The organism is Micromonospora sediminimaris (assembly GCF_016863575.1).
GTDB classification, from domain to species: domain Bacteria; phylum Actinomycetota; class Actinomycetes; order Mycobacteriales; family Micromonosporaceae; genus Micromonospora; species Micromonospora sediminimaris.
Genome location: NZ_BOPD01000018.1, coordinates 78832 through 95332, shown reverse-complemented (window position 1 = coordinate 95332; position 16501 = coordinate 78832). Strand labels below are relative to the sequence as shown.

The following is a 16501-nucleotide window of genomic DNA, read 5'->3' as shown; positions in this document are numbered from 1 at the left end:
CGGAGAGTGGCGCTGATGCCGCAGTCCCGGGAGAGCCACCTCGTCGAACTGGTCGACGACACCGGGCAGCCCGTCGGGAAGGCCACGGTCGCCGCCGCCCATCAACCGCCCGGTCAGCTGCACCGGGCGTTCTCCGTACTGCTCGTGGCACCGGACGGCCGGGTGCTGCTTCAGCGGCGCGCCGCGACGAAGACCCGCTTCCCGTTACGCTGGGCGAACTCCTGCTGCGGCCATCCCCAGCCGGGCGAAGCCCTGGCCGAGGCCGCCAACCGGCGGCTGGCGGAGGAGTTGGGTGCCGGGCCGGTGCCGTTGCGCGAGATCGGCGTCTACGTCTACCGCGCCGAGGATCCGGCCACCGGGCGGGTCGAGGTCGAGTACGACCACGTCCTGCGCGGCGAGTTCCACCCCGACGGGTCACTACGACCCGAGCCGACCGAGGTGGCGGAACTGAGCTGGGTCGAGCCGGCCCGGCTCGCCGCCGCGCTCCGCCAGGATCCCGACGCCTACGCGCCGTGGCTGGGTGGCGTCCTGGATCGGCTGCTGCAACCCTCGCAACCGCCCGGGCAGCCGGCCTACGACGCGCCGGAGCGGCCGGGTGGCCGATGAGGCGCTGAGCGCGGGCGTGGTCGCCCAGCGCCTGGGGGTCGCGGTGACCACACTGCGCACCTGGCACCAGCGGTACGGCCTCGGGCCCAGCCAGCACGTTCCGGGCCATCACCGGCGCTACACACCGGCAGATCTGGCTCGGCTCGAGGTGATGCGACGCCTCACCGCCGAAGGGGTGAGCCCTGCCGAGGCGGCCCGGTGGGCTCGTCAGGCACCCGACGCCCTTGCGCCTGTCGACATCTCCCGTGCCGTACGCCGACGGGACGGCGGTGGTACGACCATCCCGGTCGGCCGGGCCGGGCCGGCGGCCCGGGGACTGGCCCGCGCCGCGATGCGCCTGGACGCCGCGGCGATCAGTGAAACGATCGGCCGCGCCATCGCCGCCGACGGCGTGGTCGCGACCTGGGACCGGCTGCTGCGCCCGCTGCTCGTCGGTATCGGCGAGCGGCATGCCGCCACCGGTGCGCTGATCGAGGTCGAGCACCTGGTGACCCGATGCATCTCGGCGGCGTTCAGCGTGGCAGCGTCCGCCGGCCCCGCCCCCGGGACGCCCCGCGTCCTGCTCTCCTGCGCCGACGAGGAGCAGCACAGCCTGCCGCTGGAGGCGCTTGCCGCAGCGTTGGCCGAGGCCGGGGTCGGCTACCGGATGCTCGGTGCCCGGGTGCCGACGACGGCACTGCTCGCCGCGATCGACCGGACCGGTCCGGCCGCCGTGGTGCTCTGGTCGCAGACTCGGGCCACCGCCGACCCGGCCCAACTCACCGCACTGCTCACCGCGTCGAGCCGGCCGATGCTGGTGCTCGCGGCCGGGCCGGGCTGGCCGGCCCGGGCCCTGCCCACCGGGGTGGTCCACCCGACCGACCTGACCGAGGCGGTCTCCCTCACCGTCGCCCTGCACGATTCGCTGAACCGTCCGGCCGCCTCCTGACCCGCCGTAGGTCTCCCCGAGTCGGGTGAACTAGCGTCGGGGCGTCCGCGTACCCCGAACCCTTCTCGGGAGCGAACGATGCGTCACCGTGCCCTACTGGCGTCCCTCGCCGGCCTGGTCGTCCTGCTCGTCGCCGGCTGCGGCGGCGGCAGCACCCCAGCGCCCACCGCCCCGTCCAGTCCGCCGCCCTCGGCCGCTCTGCCGCCGGAGCCGGCCCCGTCGCCGACCCGTACCGTGCCGCCGAAGCCACGGCTGCGGCCGCTGCCGGTGAAACTGCCGGCCGGACTGATCCGCACCACCGGCACCGACAAGGTGGCCCTCACCTTCGACGACGGTCCGGACCCGGCCTGGACGCCGAAGGTGCTCGACCGGCTGAAGGCAGCCAAGGTGACCGCCACCTTTTGCGTGGTGGGTAAGCAGGTCCGCAAGCATCCGGGCCTGCTGCGGCGGATCGTCCGGGAGGGGCACCAGCTCTGCAACCACAGCTGGAACCACGATCTGGATCTCGCCCGGCGGCCGGTCTCCGAGATCCGCGCCGACCTGGTACGCACCAACCGGGAGATCCGGCGGGCGGTGCCGGACGCGAAGGTGCCGTTCTACCGGCAGCCCGGTGGCCGGTGGACCGCCGAGGTGGTGAAGGTCGCCAAGCAGCTCGACATGCGCTCGTTGCACTGGTCCGTCGACCCACAGGACTGGGCCAAGCCGACCGCGGCCACCATCGAGAAGCGGGTGAAGCGGTCGGCCCGCCCCGGCGCCGTGGTCCTGCTGCACGACGGGGGCGGTAACCGCTCGGCCACCCTCGCCGCCTGCACGAAGTTGATCGCCGGCCTGAAGCGCGACCACGGCGTCGCCAGGCTCACCTAGACCGGCTCCGAGCTGGCACTTTTCGGGCCGTTGTGGCTGCCGCCATACCGGTTTGGTCGACCGGTACGCCATCACGTATGCTTTCGAAGCCTCCGGCGGGGCCGGATGGGAGCAAGTCCGCTCAACGTTGCGAGTGTGCAATGATGGCGGGGCCGCCCTCATCGTCTAGCGGCCCAGGACGCCGCCCTTTCAAGGCGGTAGCACGGGTTCGAATCCCGTTGGGGGCACGGTTCGGCTCAGGCCGGAGGCAACACCAGCAAGGTCCTGTGGAGCAGTTGGAGTGCTCGCCGCCCTGTCAAGGCGGAGGTCGCGGGTTCAAGTCCCGTCAGGACCGCAAGCGCTGACGCCGCGCAGCTCGCGCGGCGTTCTGCGTATCGGGGCATGCGACCCGTCCCAGCGGCGATCCCGCAGGTTGGGTAGCATGAGCCGAGCACCACGGCCAGGTAGCTCAGTTGGTACGAGCGTCCGACTGAAAATCGGAAGGTCGGCGGTTCGACCCCGCCCCTGGCCACATAGCCTTTCGCCGGGCTATTGCAGCGCCGATCAGCGGAAACGCCGGTCGGCGTTTTGCTTTTGCGCCCTCCGCTGGTTGATCTCAGCGCCGGAGCAGGACGAACCATCCCACCGCGCCCACGAGCAGAAGCAGTGCCAGTGCGAACAGAGCCCGTCCGGCCACGGCGGGCACGGGGGCGAGAAGCGGCACCTGCTGCACGAGCAGGCTCGCACCGAGCAGTGCGAGGAAGCCACCACGACGGAGGGGCTGGGACCGCTGGCTCTCGGTCAGCCGAGCAGCCCGTACCCAGACCACGGGAAACCGTCGCGTCACCGCGACCCGCACGCCGAGGACGACCACGGCAAGGCTGAGAAGCGCGCTGACGAGACGCAGTGCGACCCATACCGGGTCCGGGTCATCCACGGTCATCTGACCAAACAATCACGTGGGGTCAATGCCCGGCCCCGAGCTTGCATCCGGCACCTGGGTACAGGCTTACCGTCTAGGTATGAGTGATCAGGACATCACCACCGGAGCGGCGTGGGCGCCGGATGCGTGCACCCTGCCGACGGCGCAACGGCCGTTGCGGCTCGCCGAATTCGACCGGTTCTTCGGCGCGGCGGTACGAGCGGCGGAGCGGGTGTCGGCGCAGCATCTGCGGCTGCGACTCGACAACGCGACGCAGGTGGAGGAGACGGCCCGCGATCTGACCGCCCGCGAGTCGTCGTGCTGCTCGTTCTTCGCCTTCGACCTGTTCCGACCCGATCCGGCCTCGCTGACCTTGGACGTCCGCGTGCCAGCCGGGCATGTCGACGTGCTCGACGCTCTCGCCGACCGGGTCTCCGCCGTACGGCGACGCCGATGACGACGTACGGGCTGCGCAGTGGGGAGTTGGCCGACGCGGCCGGCGTCAACCGCCAGACCCTGCGCTACTACGAGCGCCGCGGCCTGCTCGCCGCACCGCAGCGGTCACCGGGTGGGCACCGGATCTATCCGGCCGAGTCGGTCACCCTGCTACGGATCATCAAGACGGCCCAGCGTCTGGGCTTCACTCTCGACGAGGTCACCGAACTGCTCGACGCCGGTCGCCACCGGCACGGCCGGCGGCCTGACAGCGGCCTGCAAGCTCGGGCCAGGAACAAGCTCGCCGAGGTCGAGCGGAAATTGGCCAACCTGACCGTCATCCGCGACACCCTGCGGGCCGCCATCTCCGCCGGCTGTGACGACCTGATCGCCTGCGCCGACAGCCCGAGCTGCCCGCTGCCCTTCGTCGAACTCGCGGCAGGGGGCAACGACGGCCGGTGGTCGCCGACCAACCGGTTCTCCGGCACCCCGAACGGGACGTGGACGTGAGCACGAGGGCACTGGCTCCCGAACGGCGGGCGGTGCTGTCCCGACGGAGCCTGTGGCTCGCCTACGCCACCGCTGGCTACAACCTGCTGGAGGGTCTGGTCGCCATCGCCGCCGGAGCCGCGGCCTCCTCCACCGCGCTGATCGGCTTCGGCCTGGACTCGTTCGTCGAGGTCTCCAGCGCCGCAGTGGTGATCTGGCAGTTCCGCTCCCGGGTCCCTGAGGACCGGGAACGGCTGGCGCTGCGGCTGATCGGCCTCTCCTTCTTCGCCCTGGCCGCCTGGGTGACCTTCGACGCTCTCCGCTCGCTGCTGGCCGGCGGTGACGCCGATGCCAGCCCGGTCGGAATCGGCCTGGCCGTGGCGTCTCTGATCGCCATGCCGTTGCTCGTCGCCGCCAAGCGGCGCACCGGCCGTGAACTCGGTTCCGCCACGGTCATGGCCGACTCCACCCAGACGTTGCTGTGCACGTACCTGTCCGCGGTGCTGCTCGTCGGTCTGCTGCTCAACGCCCTGTTGGGCTGGCCCTGGGCCGACCCGATCGCCGCCCTCGTCATCGCCGGGGTCGCGGTCAGGGAAGGCGTGCAGGCGTGGCGCGGCGAGCACTGCGACGACTGCGCACCCGTTCCGGTCGCGGAGACCACCGGTCGAGCCTCGGGCTGCGCCGACAACTGCTGCACCAACTGAGAGGTGTGACGACATGGCCCGGCTCGCACTGCTGCTCTACCTGCTCGGTCTGCTGCTCACGTTCGGCTGGCGCACGTTCGCCCAGTGGCGGCGCACCGGAGACACCGGCCTGCGTCTCGATGCCGGCCCGGCCGGCACGCTGCGGTGGTGGGCCAAGCTGCTGTTCGTCGCGGCCCTCGTGCTCGGCCTCGCCGGCCCGGCCGCCGCCCTCGCCGGGCTGTCTCCGCTATCCAGTCTCGACCATCGCCCGCTGCACGTCGCCGGCCTCGTCGTGACCACCGCCGGCCTCGTCGCGACACTTGCCGCCCAACTCGCCATGGGCGCCTCATGGCGCATCGGAGTCGATCCGAACGAACGCACCGAGTTGGTGACGGTCGGTGCTTTCGCGTACGCCCGCAATCCCATCTTCTCCGCCATGGCGGCGACCATGCTCGGCCTGAGTCTCATGGTGCCAAATGCCGTGGCGCTGGTCGCCCTGCTCGTCCTGATCGTGACGCTGCAGGTGCAGGTCCGAGCGGTGGAGGAGCCCTATCTGCTCGCCACCCACGGCGACGCCTACCGCCGCTATGCAGGACGAGTCGGGCGTTTCCTGCCCGGGTTGGGTCGGCTCACCGGCTGAAAGCCGATCTCCTTCTGCTGTGGCGGCGCGGGTTGCGGTAAGGCGCGGTCTCCGGGGCGGTGGAGGGCGCGAGTTGCGGTGTCTCGTGCGGTGGCGAGTGGTCGGCTGGCCCTCGGGGCGGTAGCGGACGCGGCTCTCGCGTCGCTTGGCTGCGCCGAGGTTGCGGTCCTACCAGTTGAGACCCTTCCGGCCTCAGCCGGCGGACCATCGGGCGTGTCGGACGATCCACCCCGGCGCTCGTCTGCGCTCGGCACGCCGACCGGCTCACCGGTGCTGCTGTCGGCTCTGCGCCACACCGCCCTGGATCGCTTCCCACACGCTGCGCCCGGCCCGTAGGAGCGTCTCTCCCGCCTGCTCGGCCAACTGCCGAGTGCCGGACGTCTCGCCGTGAGCGGGCGGGCCATGCTCCGGCGACGCGGGCCCATCCTGACTCCGGCCGCTCCCGCCACCCTGTTCACCCCGCTCCTCTTCCCGGCCCGGGCTCGAATCCCGGTCCTCGGCCGGCTCCGGCTCCCGACCTTGGCCCTGGTCCCGGTCCTGGCCCTGGACCCGAGCCTGGCCCTGATCCCGAGCCCGGCCCTCGACCCGAGCCTGGCCCCGATCCCGGTCGTCCGGCTCGCGTCCGGGTGCCCGGCCAGCGACCGCGCCGATGGCACCCACCTGCTGACCCAGTTCATCCGTCGCACCGCTCGGCCGCCCAGCCACCGGACCCGGCCCGCCCGGCCGCGCGGCCACCGGACCCGGCCCGCCCGGCCGCGCGGCCACCGGACCCGGCCCGCCCGGCTGCGCAGCCACCGCACCCGGCCCGCTGGCGGCCGGGCTCGACGGGCCGGTGGAATTCTCCTGCTCGCCGAGGGGCCGGCCAGGTCGAGCGAGCGGTTGGCCCACCGTCCCAGCGGACCGGGCAGCGACAGGTGCAGCCCGGTCCGTCACCGGGCCAGGCCGCCCGACAGCGGGTTCGGCCCGGCCCACGGCCTGCCCGACGGCGGGTCCGGCAGCGGCAGCCACCTGTTCGCTCACGTCGGCAGCCGTTCCCGCCACCCGGTTCACGTCTTCCAACGCCGCGCTCGCGGTGCGGGCCAGCGCGTCGATCACCTGCGGGTTCCGATCGATGGTGGTCAGCGCGCGATCGAGGATCGTCACCAACTTCTCCAGACGCACCTTCAGCAGGGCCTGCGCCTCCACGCCCTCGATGTCGAGTTCGACGCCCTCGACGTGCACGCGGACGCCGGCGTCGAGTTGAAGCAGACCGGCGAGCCGGGCCCGCAGGGACAGGTCGGCGTCCAGCCGGTCCACGGAGAGCTGGATCGACTTGACCGAGACCTTCGGGACGTCGAGCAGCACGTCCGGCTCCGGCTCACCGCCACCGTTCGGACCGGTCGGCTGCCCGGCACTGGACACCGAGGGCTCTTCGCTGTCTGTCATGTCCCGCTCCGCCTCACCGTCGCGGACCGCCCGGCGACGTCCCGCCACGCATACCCGCTCTGCGGACGGCCATCCCGGCACGAAGGCGCATCGACAGCACATGATCGATCGATAGCGACGAGTACGACGATCATCAGGCGGGACGGACATCGGGGGAAGCTGCGCACCGGGGCATGAGCCGGTATGGTCCGGGCCTATGGGACAGGGGATGGCCGATCCGACCGACATCCAGCAGGACCTTGAGCGGTTCGCGCTCCGCAACACCCTGCGCGTGCCCGCCCCCGCCGAGCGGGCGTACGAGGTCTTCACCGGTCGGCTCGCCGACTGGTGGGTGATGGAGTACACCTGGTCGGGCCCGGAGATCCTGGCCGAGTTGGGCATGGAGCCACGCCCCGGCGGGATGCTCTACGAGGTCGGGCCATACGGCTTCCGCAACGACTGGGGGCGGGTGCTGACCTGGGATCCACCCCGCCGGCTGGTGTTCACCTGGCAGATCGGCGCGGATCGCGCACCGGTTCCCGACCCGGCGCAGGCCAGCGAGGTCGAGGTGCTCTTCACGCCCGCCGAATCCGGCACCCTCATCGAGGTGACGCACCGGCACTTCGACCGGCACGGCTCGGCGGCGGAGGGCTACCGACAAGCCCTGACCGCCGGTTGGCACGAGCTGCTTTCCCGCTACGCGACGACACTTATCCATTCGCCGGCATGAGCGCCGCGCCGGGCGCGTTGACCGACTCGAACGGTCAGGCGGCCCGATGCCGCAGCGTCGCCACGGTCGAGCCGGCCAGGGTGAGCAGGCACTCCGGCAGCAGCCCGTCGGCGGCCGCCGCGCCGAACAGCGCCCGCGCGGTGTCGAGGTCGGCGTTGGCGTACGCGCTGACGAAACGAGCCACCCAACGAGCGTCGTACCCGGCCTGGTCGATCCCGGGGAAGTCGAGCGCACAGGCCCCGGGCGGCACCGGATCCCCGACCATCGTCGCGGCCAGGCACCACGCCACGTCGTACGCCCCGGACAGGCCGGCCCGGTCCACCACCGCGTCGAAGGTTCCCACCACCGCCTCGGAGTCCCCGTCGAGGGCCGAGCTGAGGATGGCGGCGGCATCCTCGAACATCTGCTGTGGCGAGTCGGTCACGGACCGCACAGTACGGGTGCCGGTCAAGGAGCCCGCTTCGGTTACTCTCCGCACATGGTGGAGGCGACCTGCGGATAGACCTGCCTCCACGGTCCCGCCGCCCGTCACGGCACGCTAGTCTGCGCAGCGGACCTTCGCCCGAGGAAGGACGACCATGCACATGTCGCGCGGCTCGCGGACGGCCATCCTGGCTGCCTGCGCCACGGTCCTGCTCGCCACCAGTGCCTGCGGGGAAGACCAGCCCGAGGAGGCGACCACCCAACAGGTGCGCCTCTACGGCACGGACGGCAACATGCTCAACTCGTACCCGGAGGAGTTGAAGGATCGCGCCGGCCTGGTCGACGGGATGAAGGGCACCACCCCGCTCACGCCGCTGCCGGACGACTTCAAGAACCGGCTACGGTCCGTGGACCCGAGGTTGACCGACTACCTCTACGCGGCCGAGGCGTACGACGCGGTGCTGATCAGCGCGCTCGCGGCGCAGCTGGCCGGGTCGACCGACCCTGCGGACATCGCCAAGCAGATCGTGGGCGTCACGAACAACGGCACCAGCTGCACCACGGCGAGTCAGTGCCTCCGGCTGGCCCGCCAGGGCACCGACATCGAGTACCGCAGCGTGTCGATCACCCGAGCCGGCTTCACGGACGCGGGCGAGCCGGCCACCGCCAGTTACGCCACCCTGCACTTCGACGGTCAACAGCTCAACGACGCCAAGACGGAGTTCGTCGGCGCCGGGGACGAGTCCACGGCCAGCAAGAAGGCACCGCCGAAGGCGAAGCGGCAGGACGCCGACTTCCCCGACCCGGAGAGCGGCGCGCCGCTGGTCCTGGGTGGTCTGCTGCCCAAGACCGGTGACCTGGCGCTGGCCAACCCGCCGTTGGCGGCCGGTGCCGCGCTGGCGCTCAAGGAGATCAACGCGGCCGGTGGGGTGCTCGGCGAGGACGTGGTCTGGATCGACGGCGACGACGGCACCAGCCCGGCAGTGGCCAAGGCGACCGTGGCCAGTCACGTCGATGCCGGCGTACACGTGATCATCGGTGCCGGTGGCTCGGGCATCTCCGCGGCCGTACTGCCCGACGTGGTGGACGCCGGTCTGATCCTCTTCTCCCCGTCGAACACCGCGGCGGACCTCACCGAGGCCGACGACAAGGGCCTCTACTTCCGCACCGCCCCGCCGGACAGCCTTCAGGGGCGGGCGCTGGCCGACGTGATCCTTCGGGACGGGCCGCGGAAGATCGCTATCGTGGCGCGTGAGGACTCCTACGGCAAGGGGCTCCAGGAGGTCGTCCGGGCCGAGCTGGAGCGGGCCGGTTTCGGCGGCGACAAGGTGAAGCTGCTCGGCTACGAGCCGGGAGAGGACGCCGAGGCCGCCCCGATCAACTTCGGCGAGGGCGCCAAGCAGATCAAGGAGTTCGGGGCCGACGCGGTGCTGATCATCGGGTTCAGCGAGTCGGCTGCGGTGATCCGGGCGCTCGCCGACGCCGACGTGCCGCTGGCCGCGCTGGCCTCCTGATCCAGCCGACGGCCGCACCGCGACGCGGTGCGGCCGTCGCTGCTTGCGGGTGCCTCAGCGTCCGCGCCGCCGTTCCAGGAACTCCGTCATCCGGCGCTGCTTCTCCTCGTCGGTGAAGAGCACTGCCTGGCTGACCAGGTCCAGCTGTGGATGCGCGGCGGCCGGGGCGTCGACGGCCAGCTTGGTCAACCGCAGCGCCAACGCCGAACCCTTGGCCATTTCGTCGATCAACCCGTGGGCCGCCGGCAGCAGCTCGTCCGGCGTGGCCACCACCCGATTCACCAGGCCGATGCGCAGCGCCTCGGCAGCGTCCACCCGCCGGCCGGTGAACAACAGCTCCTTGGCCAGGGTCTCGCCCACCAGCGCCGGCAACCGGTGGGTGGCGCCGGCACCGGCCAGAATGCCGAGCCGCACCTCCGGCTGGCCGAAGACCGCCCGCTCGGAGCAGACCCGAAGATCGCAGGCGTACGCCAGCTCGGCGCCGCCGCCGAGGGCCGGGCCGTCGATCGCCGCCACGGTCGGCATCGGCAGCGCCCGGATCCGGGCGAAGGCCGCCGAGTTGATCGCGGCCAGTGCGTCCAGCCGGCCACGGTCCCGCAGTTGGGCGATGTCGGCCCCGCCAGTGAAGATCCCATCGGTGCCGCCGGTCAGCAGCAGCATCCGGGGGCGTGCCTCCAACTCGGCGCAGACCTCGTGCAGGGCCGCGATCAGGTCGGCGTCGATGGCGTTGCGCTTCTCCGGCCGGTCCAGCGTGACCACCAGTCGGTCCGGCTGCTCCTCGACCCGCAGTCCGCTCATCGTGCCGCCTCCGGCGAGCCGGTACCGCCCGGGGTCGGCCCCTCCGAAGCGCCGCCGGGGGTCGCGAGAGGCTCGCTGCCGCCCGAGCGCACCCCATCGGTCCACCGGTAGAAGCCGTGCCCGGACTTCTTGCCCAGCCGGCCGGCGGCGACCAGCTCCACCAGCAGCGGCGGCGGGGCGAACCGGTCGCCGTACGCGCTCTGCAACGTCCGCGCGATGTCCAGGCGCACGTCCAGACCGACCAGGTCGGTCAGTTCCAGCGGCCCGATCGGGTGTCGGTAGCCGAGCACCATCGCCTTGTCGATGTCGGCGGGGCTGGCGACCCCGTCGGCGACCATCCGGATCGCCTCCAGCCCGAGGGTCACGCCGAGCCGTGACGTGGCGAAGCCCGGCATGTCGCGTACGACGACCGGGTCCTTGCCGAGCCGACCGGCGAGCGTGACGGCGGCGTCCGTGGTCTCCGGAGAGGTGGCCGGCCCGACCACGATCTCCAGCAGCGCCATCGCCCAGACCGGGTTGAAGAAGTGCAACCCGCAGAAACGCTCCGGCCGGGTCAGCTCCGCCGCCAGGTCGGCGATCGGAATGCTTGAGGTGTTGCTGCCCAGCAGCGCCGGGTGCAGTGCCTCCGCCTCGGCGAGCACGGCCCGCTTGAGATCGGCCCGTTCCGGTACAGCCTCCACGACCACGTCCGGTGCCGGTGCGACCTCGGCGAGCCCTGCCCGCAGAATGATCCGTTCCCGGTCGGCAGCGGCCTGCTCGGCGCTGAGTCTGCCGCGCCGCACGGCCCGCTCGCCGAGTTCGGTGAGCCGCCGCACCGCCGCGACACCACGCTCCCGGTCCACCTCGACAAGCTCCACGGTGTGACCGCTGCCGGCCGCCACGTACGCGATGCCGAGACCCATCGTGCCGGCACCCACCACCACGAACCGCTCAGTCATCGCGACACCACCGCACCGTGAGAATCGGTCCCCGGCTGACGCCTGCGACGCGCGGGGTCGCCGCCACGCCGGGTGTCAGCCCGTACGCTCCGCTCAGTCATGCTGCGACCCTATGCAGCGCCGGCACCGGTGCCATGCGTGGGGGCGGGCGGGATCGGGTAAGACCGCCGACAACCGAGGGAAGGACGAGCAGATGAGCCAGGCACCGGAGACCGTGGACGGCACGGGCGCCGAGGGGACCGTCGAGACGCGCGGCGACGAGCGCGTCGAACTGCTGCGTGCCGACACCAACAACGACGGCCGCACCGACGTGTGGGTGGTCGACACCGACGGGGACGGCAAGGCCGACCTGTTCCAGTTCGACACCGACGGGGACGGCAAGGTGGACGTCACGATGGTCGACATCGACGAGGACGGCCAGCCCGACGAGGTGGTCGACGGCGACGGCGGGCTCCCCCCGGAGCAGCTTCCGCCGACCGTTCAGGTTTGAGGTGTCGGGAAGGGCCCCTGCTGACGCCTCCGGCGGAGCAGGGAGCCCTTCTCAACATTTCCGCGGGTCGCCGGTTCAGCCGGTCAGTTTCAGGGTGGCGAGATAGTACGGGGCGTCGTGGTTGTCCACGTCGACCAACTTCCAAGGGGAGCCGTGCACCAGCTCGGCGAGCTCCTCCGGCGAACAGACCAGGTAGTCGAACCAGGGAGTACCCAGCTCGCGGTAGCGCAGGCGCAGCCGCAACTGCCCGCCGAGGCGCCCCCGCCGCCGGTTGTGCTCGTGGTACGTGGTGTGCACCGGATCCCGGGTGCCGTACGGGTCGGTGCCGTGGGCGATCACCTGTGCGCCGGGCCGGGCCAGCGCCGCCAGCGCGGCGAGGAAGGCGGGAGCCCGTTCCCGCCCCTCCATCAGGCCGAGGTTGTTGCCGAGCAGCAGGAAGGTGTCGTACTGCCGCCCGCTCGCGGCGTGCTCGTCAACTGTGGCGTGCACCAGGTCGCGTACGCCCCGGCGGCGGCACACCTGCAACGCGCCGGCCGAGGTGTCCAGCCCGGTGACCGGTACGCCCCGCTCCTGCAACAGCAGCGCGATCCGTCCGCCACCGACACCGACGTCAAGTGTCGCGCCGTGTACCCGGTCGACCGCACGGTGGTCGTGCGGCTGCCAGTCCTCTGGTCCGTCGAGATAGTGAGCGGCCGGTGCGCCGTTGATCAGCCCGTCGTCCCGCTCGATGATCTCGATGACCGGGCGGGGCAGGCGGCCACCGGCCAGCGGCCGGGGACCGATGCCCGTCGCCACGGCCAGCGCGTCGCGCAGCAGTTCCCCGAAGACGTCACCGATCCGTGGCTCCCCCGTCACATGCTTCACGCTATCTGGCCGGTCAGTTGGCCGCAGCGCCCGTATCCTGGCGGCGTGACCACGTTGGACCGCCTCTCTGCCGAGAAGTACATCCTCCTGACGACCTTCCGCAAGGACGGTCGTGCGGTGCCGACCCCGGTCTGGGCGGTGCGCGACGGCGACGCCCTGGCGGTGTGGTCGGCGGCCGACGCCGGCAAGGTGAAACGGATCCGCCGCAGTGGGGACGTCACGGTGGCCCCCTGCGACGTACGCGGCCGGCCGCACGGCGAGGCGGTACCCGCCCGGGCGAGCCTCTACGACCCCGGCGCGACCAACCGCATCCGCGGCCTCATCAAGCAGAAGTACCGGGTGATCGGCCGGCTGACCCTGCTCGGCAGCCGGCTGCGTCGGGGGGAGGGTGGCACGGTGGGCATCCGCGTCGAGCTGACCGGCTGACGGTCTCGCCCGGCGTTGCGGGACTTCGCCGGCCCGACCATGGCGAAGGGCGGCGGAACGAGTCCGCCGCCCTTCGTGAAGCTCTGTTATCAACCGTGCGGTCAGTCCCCCTGACGCTGCTGCGGAATCTGACCCTGCAGCAATGCCCTGACCTCAGACTCGCGGTATCGGCGGTGACCGCCGAGGGTCCGGATGGCGCTCAGCTTGCCAGCCTTCGCCCAACGGGTCACCGTCTTCGGGTCGACACGGAACATCGACGCCACCTCGGCCGGTGTGAGTAGCGGCTCTGGTTCGTGCGTTCGCGATGCCATCGGTCACTCCTCCACATGTATAGACATCGGCCGGGGTCCCGCCGGCCGACGCGTCTCCCATGGTCCGGCTAGTCCCCGATGTCCGACATGGGCCGAACGGCCGAACGTCCCTAGACGGACGGATGAACCATGCCCGATTTATACGACTTTTACACGCCAGAAAGTAACTTAATCGGACTCATGATCACGGTTCGTGATGCGTCAACTACGAAGGAGCCTCGCATTGCCGCCCGGAAAAGGGACATTGGTGACCTAATTGCAACGCTCCAGAAGTTGCACCGCGCGCCACCGGGCGACCAACTTGTCGTACGCCGCCGAGGCCTCCTCCGCCTCGCCCCGGGACAGCCCGGCCAGCCCGGCCGCGACCAGTTCCGGCGAGTCGTCCTCGGCCAACGTCTCGTCGGAGAGCAGATCCACGAGCCCGCCGTAGTCGAGTTCAACCACCGAACGTGGGTGGAACTCCTCCAGCCAGCGGGCCGCCTCCTCCACCGCCTCGGTGATCGGCGCGTCGCCGACCGACTTGCGGAGCACCGCGAGCGCCCGGGACGAGCGGCGGCGGGCCTTGGAGATCTCCGTCCGGAAGCGCAGCGAGCGCCGGTCCGGCACGGTGACGTGGTTGCGCTCCTGCGCATCGAAGAGCACGAACCAGCGCAGCGGCACGCCCCAGGTCGCGATCTGCTCGTGCACGCGGGGGACGCCGTGTTCCAGCACCCGGGCACCGCTGCGCCAGTCCTCCACCACGGCCTTGGCCTGCCCGGCCAGCACCGGCGGCACGAAGGCGTCGGCCAGCACCGGCGGTACGCCGTCCCGTGCGCTCAACGCCGCCTCAGCCACCCGGATACGCAGGTTCCACGGGCACACCAGCAGGGTCTCGTCGGTCTCCAGCACGTACGCCTCGTCCGGCAGATCCGGCAGCCGCGTCCAACCGGCACCGAGCGCCTCGATCACCGAGGTGCGCTGCCGGCCGGGCCCTTCGACCGGCGCCACGGCCCGCCCCTGCTCGACGTAGCGCCGCCAGTAGGACTGGCGATCCCGGTCGAAGGCGGTCAGCGGCTCGTACACGCGCAGGTATGAAGCGAAGAGCGACGGCACGGCGCGATCCTCCCACGAACGGCAAGCCGAGCGTTGCTCGGCGTCATCGGTCGAGCCGGCGCGGCGCAGGAGCAACCCGGGCAAAGCCCGGCGCCACCCCGCACCCTCGACGGCGGTGGAGCCGGGACGGACCGCCCGCAGGGCGGGACGGCGGCCACTGGGGAGAGCGGCGCGACGCGCGCCGATACTAGGCTCGCAACACCGGCAGCATCCCCGCCGACGTTGACCAGGTCCGCGCCCCACAAGGGCGCCCGCCGACACAGGAGCCAGTCATGGGCGTATTCGCCACCACGGACGATCCGGAATCCACGGGTCACGAGCAGGTCGTGTTCTGCCAGGACAAGCAGACCGGCCTGAAGGCGATCATCGGCATCTACTCCACCGCGCTGGGTCCCGCGCTCGGCGGCACCCGGTTCTACCCGTACGACAGCGAGGAGGCCGCCCTCGCCGACGTGCTCGACCTCTCCCGCGGCATGGCGTACAAGAACGCTCTCGCGGGCTTGGACCTGGGCGGCGGCAAGGCGGTCATCTGGGGTGACCCCGAGCAGATCAAGAGCGAGGCGCTGCTGCGCGCCTACGGCCGCTTCGTGGAGTCCCTGAGCGGCCGGTACTACACCGCCTGCGACGTCGGCACCTACGTACCGGACATGGACGTGATCGCCCGGGAGACCCGGTACGTCACCGGCCGCAGCGTCGAGCACGGCGGGGCGGGCGACTCCTCGATCCTCACCGCCTGGGGTGTGTTCCAGGGCATGCGAGCGGCGGCCGAGCACGTCTGGGGCGTACCGACGCTCAACGGTCGGCGGGTCGGTGTCGCCGGGCTGGGCAAGGTCGGCAAGTACCTCGTCGGTCACCTCCTGGAAGACGGGGCCGAGGTGGTCGCCACCGACGTCAGCGCGCGGGCGCTGGACTGGGCGCGCACCACGCACCCACAGGTCCACCTCGTCAACGACGTCTCCGCGCTGGTCGCCGCCGACATCGACGTGTACGCCCCGTGCGCCCTCGGCGGCGCCCTCGACGACGACACGGTGGCGGCGCTGCGAGCCAAGGTGGTCGCCGGGGCGGCAAACAACCAGCTCGCCCACTCCGGGGTGGAGAAGCTGCTCGCCGACCGGGGCATCCTCTACGCGCCCGACTACGTGGTGAACGCCGGCGGCGTGATCCAGGTCGCGGACGAGATCGAGGGCTTCGACTTCGAGCGGGCCAAGTTGCGCGCCACCCGGATCTACGACACCACGCGGGAGATCCTCCGTCTCGCCGACACCGACGGCGTGCCGCCGGCCGTGGCGGCGGACCGGCTGGCCGAGCGGCGGATGGCCGAGATCGGCCGGCTGCGTACGATCCACCTCCGCTGACGACGCACCATCGGGGGCGGGCCGGTGTCCGCCCCCGACGCCTCGGTCCGAACTGCCGACAGGGCGGTGGACGCGAGACGAGAGGCCACCGCCCTGTTGCCGGTCGCTCTAAGCTGAATTTGCGACCTGTTCGCGGAGATTTGCCCCGTGTCACGACCGATCTCGGCACCGCTCCTTACCGGGTACAATGGGTGACGTCCTGACAACCGCAACGCGCGGTCGTGGTCGTAGGTAACCCGAGGTGCCGAACGGTGGCATCCCCATGTACCGTAAGAGCCACGAGAGATGCCTGACGTCATCGGGGCCCGCCTTCGGGCTGCCCCGCATTCTGTGCGAGGGGGTCGAGCCATGGGGCGCGGCCGTGCTAAGGCCAAGCAGACAAAGGTGGCCCGGGAGCTGAAGTACCACTCCCCGAACACCGACCTCGCCGCCTTGCAGCGAGAACTCGGCGGCAGCGGCAAGTCGGACCGCAACTTCGACGACGACTACAAAGAGTACGTCGACGATGACGAGGACCACTCCGACGACGACCCGGACAACTGGGTCCGTCCGACCCGCTGACCCCCGGTCACATCTGAGCACGCGGTGACTGCCCGCGTGCTCACGCATG

At 71.5% G+C, this 16501-nt stretch carries 21 protein-coding genes and 3 tRNA genes; 16 read left to right on the top strand and 8 right to left on the bottom strand.

Annotated elements, in window-relative coordinates:
* Positions 1–15 precede the first annotated feature (15 nt).
* The 6 genes from idi (at position 16) to Vse01_RS15820 (ending at position 2909) form a co-directional block, all read left to right on the top strand.
* A complete protein-coding gene (gene idi, locus Vse01_RS15845) occupies positions 16–606 on the top strand; it encodes an isopentenyl-diphosphate Delta-isomerase (RefSeq protein WP_093404176.1) in 591 nt (196 codons plus the stop codon).
* Complete coding sequence (locus Vse01_RS15840; RefSeq protein ID WP_093403851.1) at positions 596–1534, top strand: MerR family transcriptional regulator; 939 nt, start codon at positions 596–598, stop codon at positions 1532–1534. The genes idi and Vse01_RS15840 overlap by 11 nt, the downstream gene beginning before the upstream one ends.
* Positions 1535–1612: 78 nt before the next feature.
* The gene (locus Vse01_RS15835) at positions 1613–2398 is read left to right on the top strand and encodes a polysaccharide deacetylase family protein (protein WP_093403850.1); all 786 of its coding nucleotides are present in this window, start codon (positions 1613–1615) and stop codon (positions 2396–2398) included.
* Positions 2399–2552: 154 nt separating this feature from the next.
* Positions 2553–2625: transfer RNA gene (locus Vse01_RS15830), tRNA-Glu, on the top strand.
* A gap of 33 nt (positions 2626–2658) precedes the next feature.
* A tRNA-Asp gene (locus Vse01_RS15825) sits at positions 2659–2732 on the top strand.
* A gap of 103 nt (positions 2733–2835) precedes the next feature.
* Positions 2836–2909: transfer RNA gene (locus Vse01_RS15820), tRNA-Phe, on the top strand.
* An 84-nt stretch (positions 2910–2993) separates the two neighbouring features.
* Here Vse01_RS15820 and Vse01_RS15815 read toward each other — a convergent pair.
* Entirely contained in the window at positions 2994–3320 is a 327-nt protein-coding gene (locus Vse01_RS15815) for a hypothetical protein (protein ID WP_093403849.1), read from the bottom strand.
* A gap of 79 nt (positions 3321–3399) precedes the next feature.
* Here Vse01_RS15815 and Vse01_RS15810 point away from each other — a divergent pair, with 79 nt between their 5' ends.
* From Vse01_RS15810 to Vse01_RS15795, 4 genes are read left to right on the top strand one after another with little or no spacing between them, the layout of a single operon-like run.
* On the top strand, positions 3400–3756 hold the full coding sequence (locus tag Vse01_RS15810) for a hypothetical protein (RefSeq protein WP_093403847.1): 357 nt from the start codon (positions 3400–3402) through the stop codon (positions 3754–3756).
* On the top strand, positions 3753–4244 hold the full coding sequence (locus Vse01_RS15805) for a MerR family transcriptional regulator (RefSeq protein WP_093403846.1): 492 nt from the start codon (positions 3753–3755) through the stop codon (positions 4242–4244). Before Vse01_RS15810 ends, Vse01_RS15805 begins: the two co-directional genes overlap by 4 nt.
* Positions 4241–4927: a cation efflux transmembrane domain-containing protein gene (locus Vse01_RS15800; RefSeq protein ID WP_093404175.1), complete on the top strand. Its 687-nt coding sequence runs from the start codon at positions 4241–4243 to the stop codon at positions 4925–4927. The genes Vse01_RS15805 and Vse01_RS15800 overlap by 4 nt, the downstream gene beginning before the upstream one ends.
* 13 nt (positions 4928–4940) lie before the next feature.
* Positions 4941–5546 carry a methyltransferase family protein gene (locus Vse01_RS15795; protein ID WP_093403844.1) on the top strand — a complete coding sequence of 202 codons (606 nt, stop codon included), beginning with the start codon at positions 4941–4943 and terminating at the stop codon, positions 5544–5546.
* Positions 5547–5810: 264 nt separating this feature from the next.
* On the opposite strand, the gene Vse01_RS15790 is transcribed toward Vse01_RS15795, so the two are convergent.
* Positions 5811–6971 carry a hypothetical protein gene (locus tag Vse01_RS15790; protein WP_139233133.1) on the bottom strand — a complete coding sequence of 387 codons (1161 nt, stop codon included), beginning with the start codon at positions 6969–6971 and terminating at the stop codon, positions 5811–5813.
* A gap of 196 nt (positions 6972–7167) precedes the next feature.
* On the opposite strand from Vse01_RS15790, the gene Vse01_RS15785 reads away from it, so the two are divergent.
* Complete coding sequence (locus Vse01_RS15785) at positions 7168–7680, top strand: SRPBCC family protein (protein WP_093403841.1); 513 nt, start codon at positions 7168–7170, stop codon at positions 7678–7680.
* Between the two features lie 34 nt (positions 7681–7714).
* On the opposite strand, the gene Vse01_RS15780 is transcribed toward Vse01_RS15785, so the two are convergent.
* Positions 7715–8104: a hypothetical protein gene (locus Vse01_RS15780; protein WP_093404173.1), complete on the bottom strand. Its 390-nt coding sequence runs from the start codon at positions 8102–8104 to the stop codon at positions 7715–7717.
* A gap of 154 nt (positions 8105–8258) precedes the next feature.
* Between Vse01_RS15780 and Vse01_RS15775 the strand changes: the two genes are divergently transcribed.
* Complete coding sequence (locus Vse01_RS15775; protein ID WP_093403839.1) at positions 8259–9617, top strand: ABC transporter substrate-binding protein; 1359 nt, start codon at positions 8259–8261, stop codon at positions 9615–9617.
* A 54-nt stretch (positions 9618–9671) separates the two neighbouring features.
* Here the strand turns inward: Vse01_RS15775 and Vse01_RS15770 are convergent, their stop codons facing one another.
* Together Vse01_RS15770 and Vse01_RS15765 are read right to left on the bottom strand one after the other, a co-directional pair.
* Positions 9672–10415, bottom strand: coding sequence for an enoyl-CoA hydratase/isomerase family protein (locus Vse01_RS15770; RefSeq protein ID WP_093403837.1), 744 nt, complete (start codon positions 10413–10415; stop codon positions 9672–9674).
* The gene (locus Vse01_RS15765) at positions 10412–11353 is read right to left on the bottom strand and encodes a 3-hydroxyacyl-CoA dehydrogenase family protein (protein ID WP_093403836.1); all 942 of its coding nucleotides are present in this window, start codon (positions 11351–11353) and stop codon (positions 10412–10414) included. Before Vse01_RS15765 ends, Vse01_RS15770 begins: the two co-directional genes overlap by 4 nt.
* A gap of 193 nt (positions 11354–11546) precedes the next feature.
* Here Vse01_RS15765 and Vse01_RS15760 point away from each other — a divergent pair, with 193 nt between their 5' ends.
* Positions 11547–11843, top strand: coding sequence for a hypothetical protein (locus Vse01_RS15760; protein ID WP_093403834.1), 297 nt, complete (start codon positions 11547–11549; stop codon positions 11841–11843).
* A gap of 75 nt (positions 11844–11918) precedes the next feature.
* On the opposite strand, the gene Vse01_RS15755 is transcribed toward Vse01_RS15760, so the two are convergent.
* Positions 11919–12698, bottom strand: a complete 780-nt coding sequence (locus tag Vse01_RS15755) for a class I SAM-dependent methyltransferase (RefSeq protein WP_093403833.1) — start codon at positions 12696–12698, stop codon at positions 11919–11921.
* 54 nt (positions 12699–12752) lie between these two features.
* Here Vse01_RS15755 and Vse01_RS15750 point away from each other — a divergent pair, with 54 nt between their 5' ends.
* Positions 12753–13133 carry a PPOX class F420-dependent oxidoreductase gene (locus Vse01_RS15750; protein ID WP_093403831.1) on the top strand — a complete coding sequence of 127 codons (381 nt, stop codon included), beginning with the start codon at positions 12753–12755 and terminating at the stop codon, positions 13131–13133.
* A gap of 101 nt (positions 13134–13234) precedes the next feature.
* Here the strand turns inward: Vse01_RS15750 and Vse01_RS15745 are convergent, their stop codons facing one another.
* Positions 13235–13444, bottom strand: a complete 210-nt coding sequence (locus Vse01_RS15745) for a BldC family transcriptional regulator (RefSeq protein ID WP_007073996.1) — start codon at positions 13442–13444, stop codon at positions 13235–13237.
* Between the two features lie 252 nt (positions 13445–13696).
* Positions 13697–14536, bottom strand: a complete 840-nt coding sequence (locus Vse01_RS15740; RefSeq protein ID WP_093404172.1) for a DUF8083 family protein — start codon at positions 14534–14536, stop codon at positions 13697–13699.
* A gap of 272 nt (positions 14537–14808) precedes the next feature.
* Between Vse01_RS15740 and Vse01_RS15735 the strand changes: the two genes are divergently transcribed.
* Together Vse01_RS15735 and Vse01_RS15730 are read left to right on the top strand one after the other, a co-directional pair.
* Positions 14809–15891 (top strand): Glu/Leu/Phe/Val family dehydrogenase, encoded by a 1083-nt coding sequence (locus Vse01_RS15735; RefSeq protein WP_093403830.1) that lies wholly within the window; start codon positions 14809–14811, stop codon positions 15889–15891.
* A 348-nt stretch (positions 15892–16239) separates the two neighbouring features.
* Complete coding sequence (locus Vse01_RS15730) at positions 16240–16452, top strand: DUF3073 domain-containing protein (RefSeq protein ID WP_093403828.1); 213 nt, start codon at positions 16240–16242, stop codon at positions 16450–16452.
* Positions 16453–16501 lie beyond the last annotated feature (49 nt).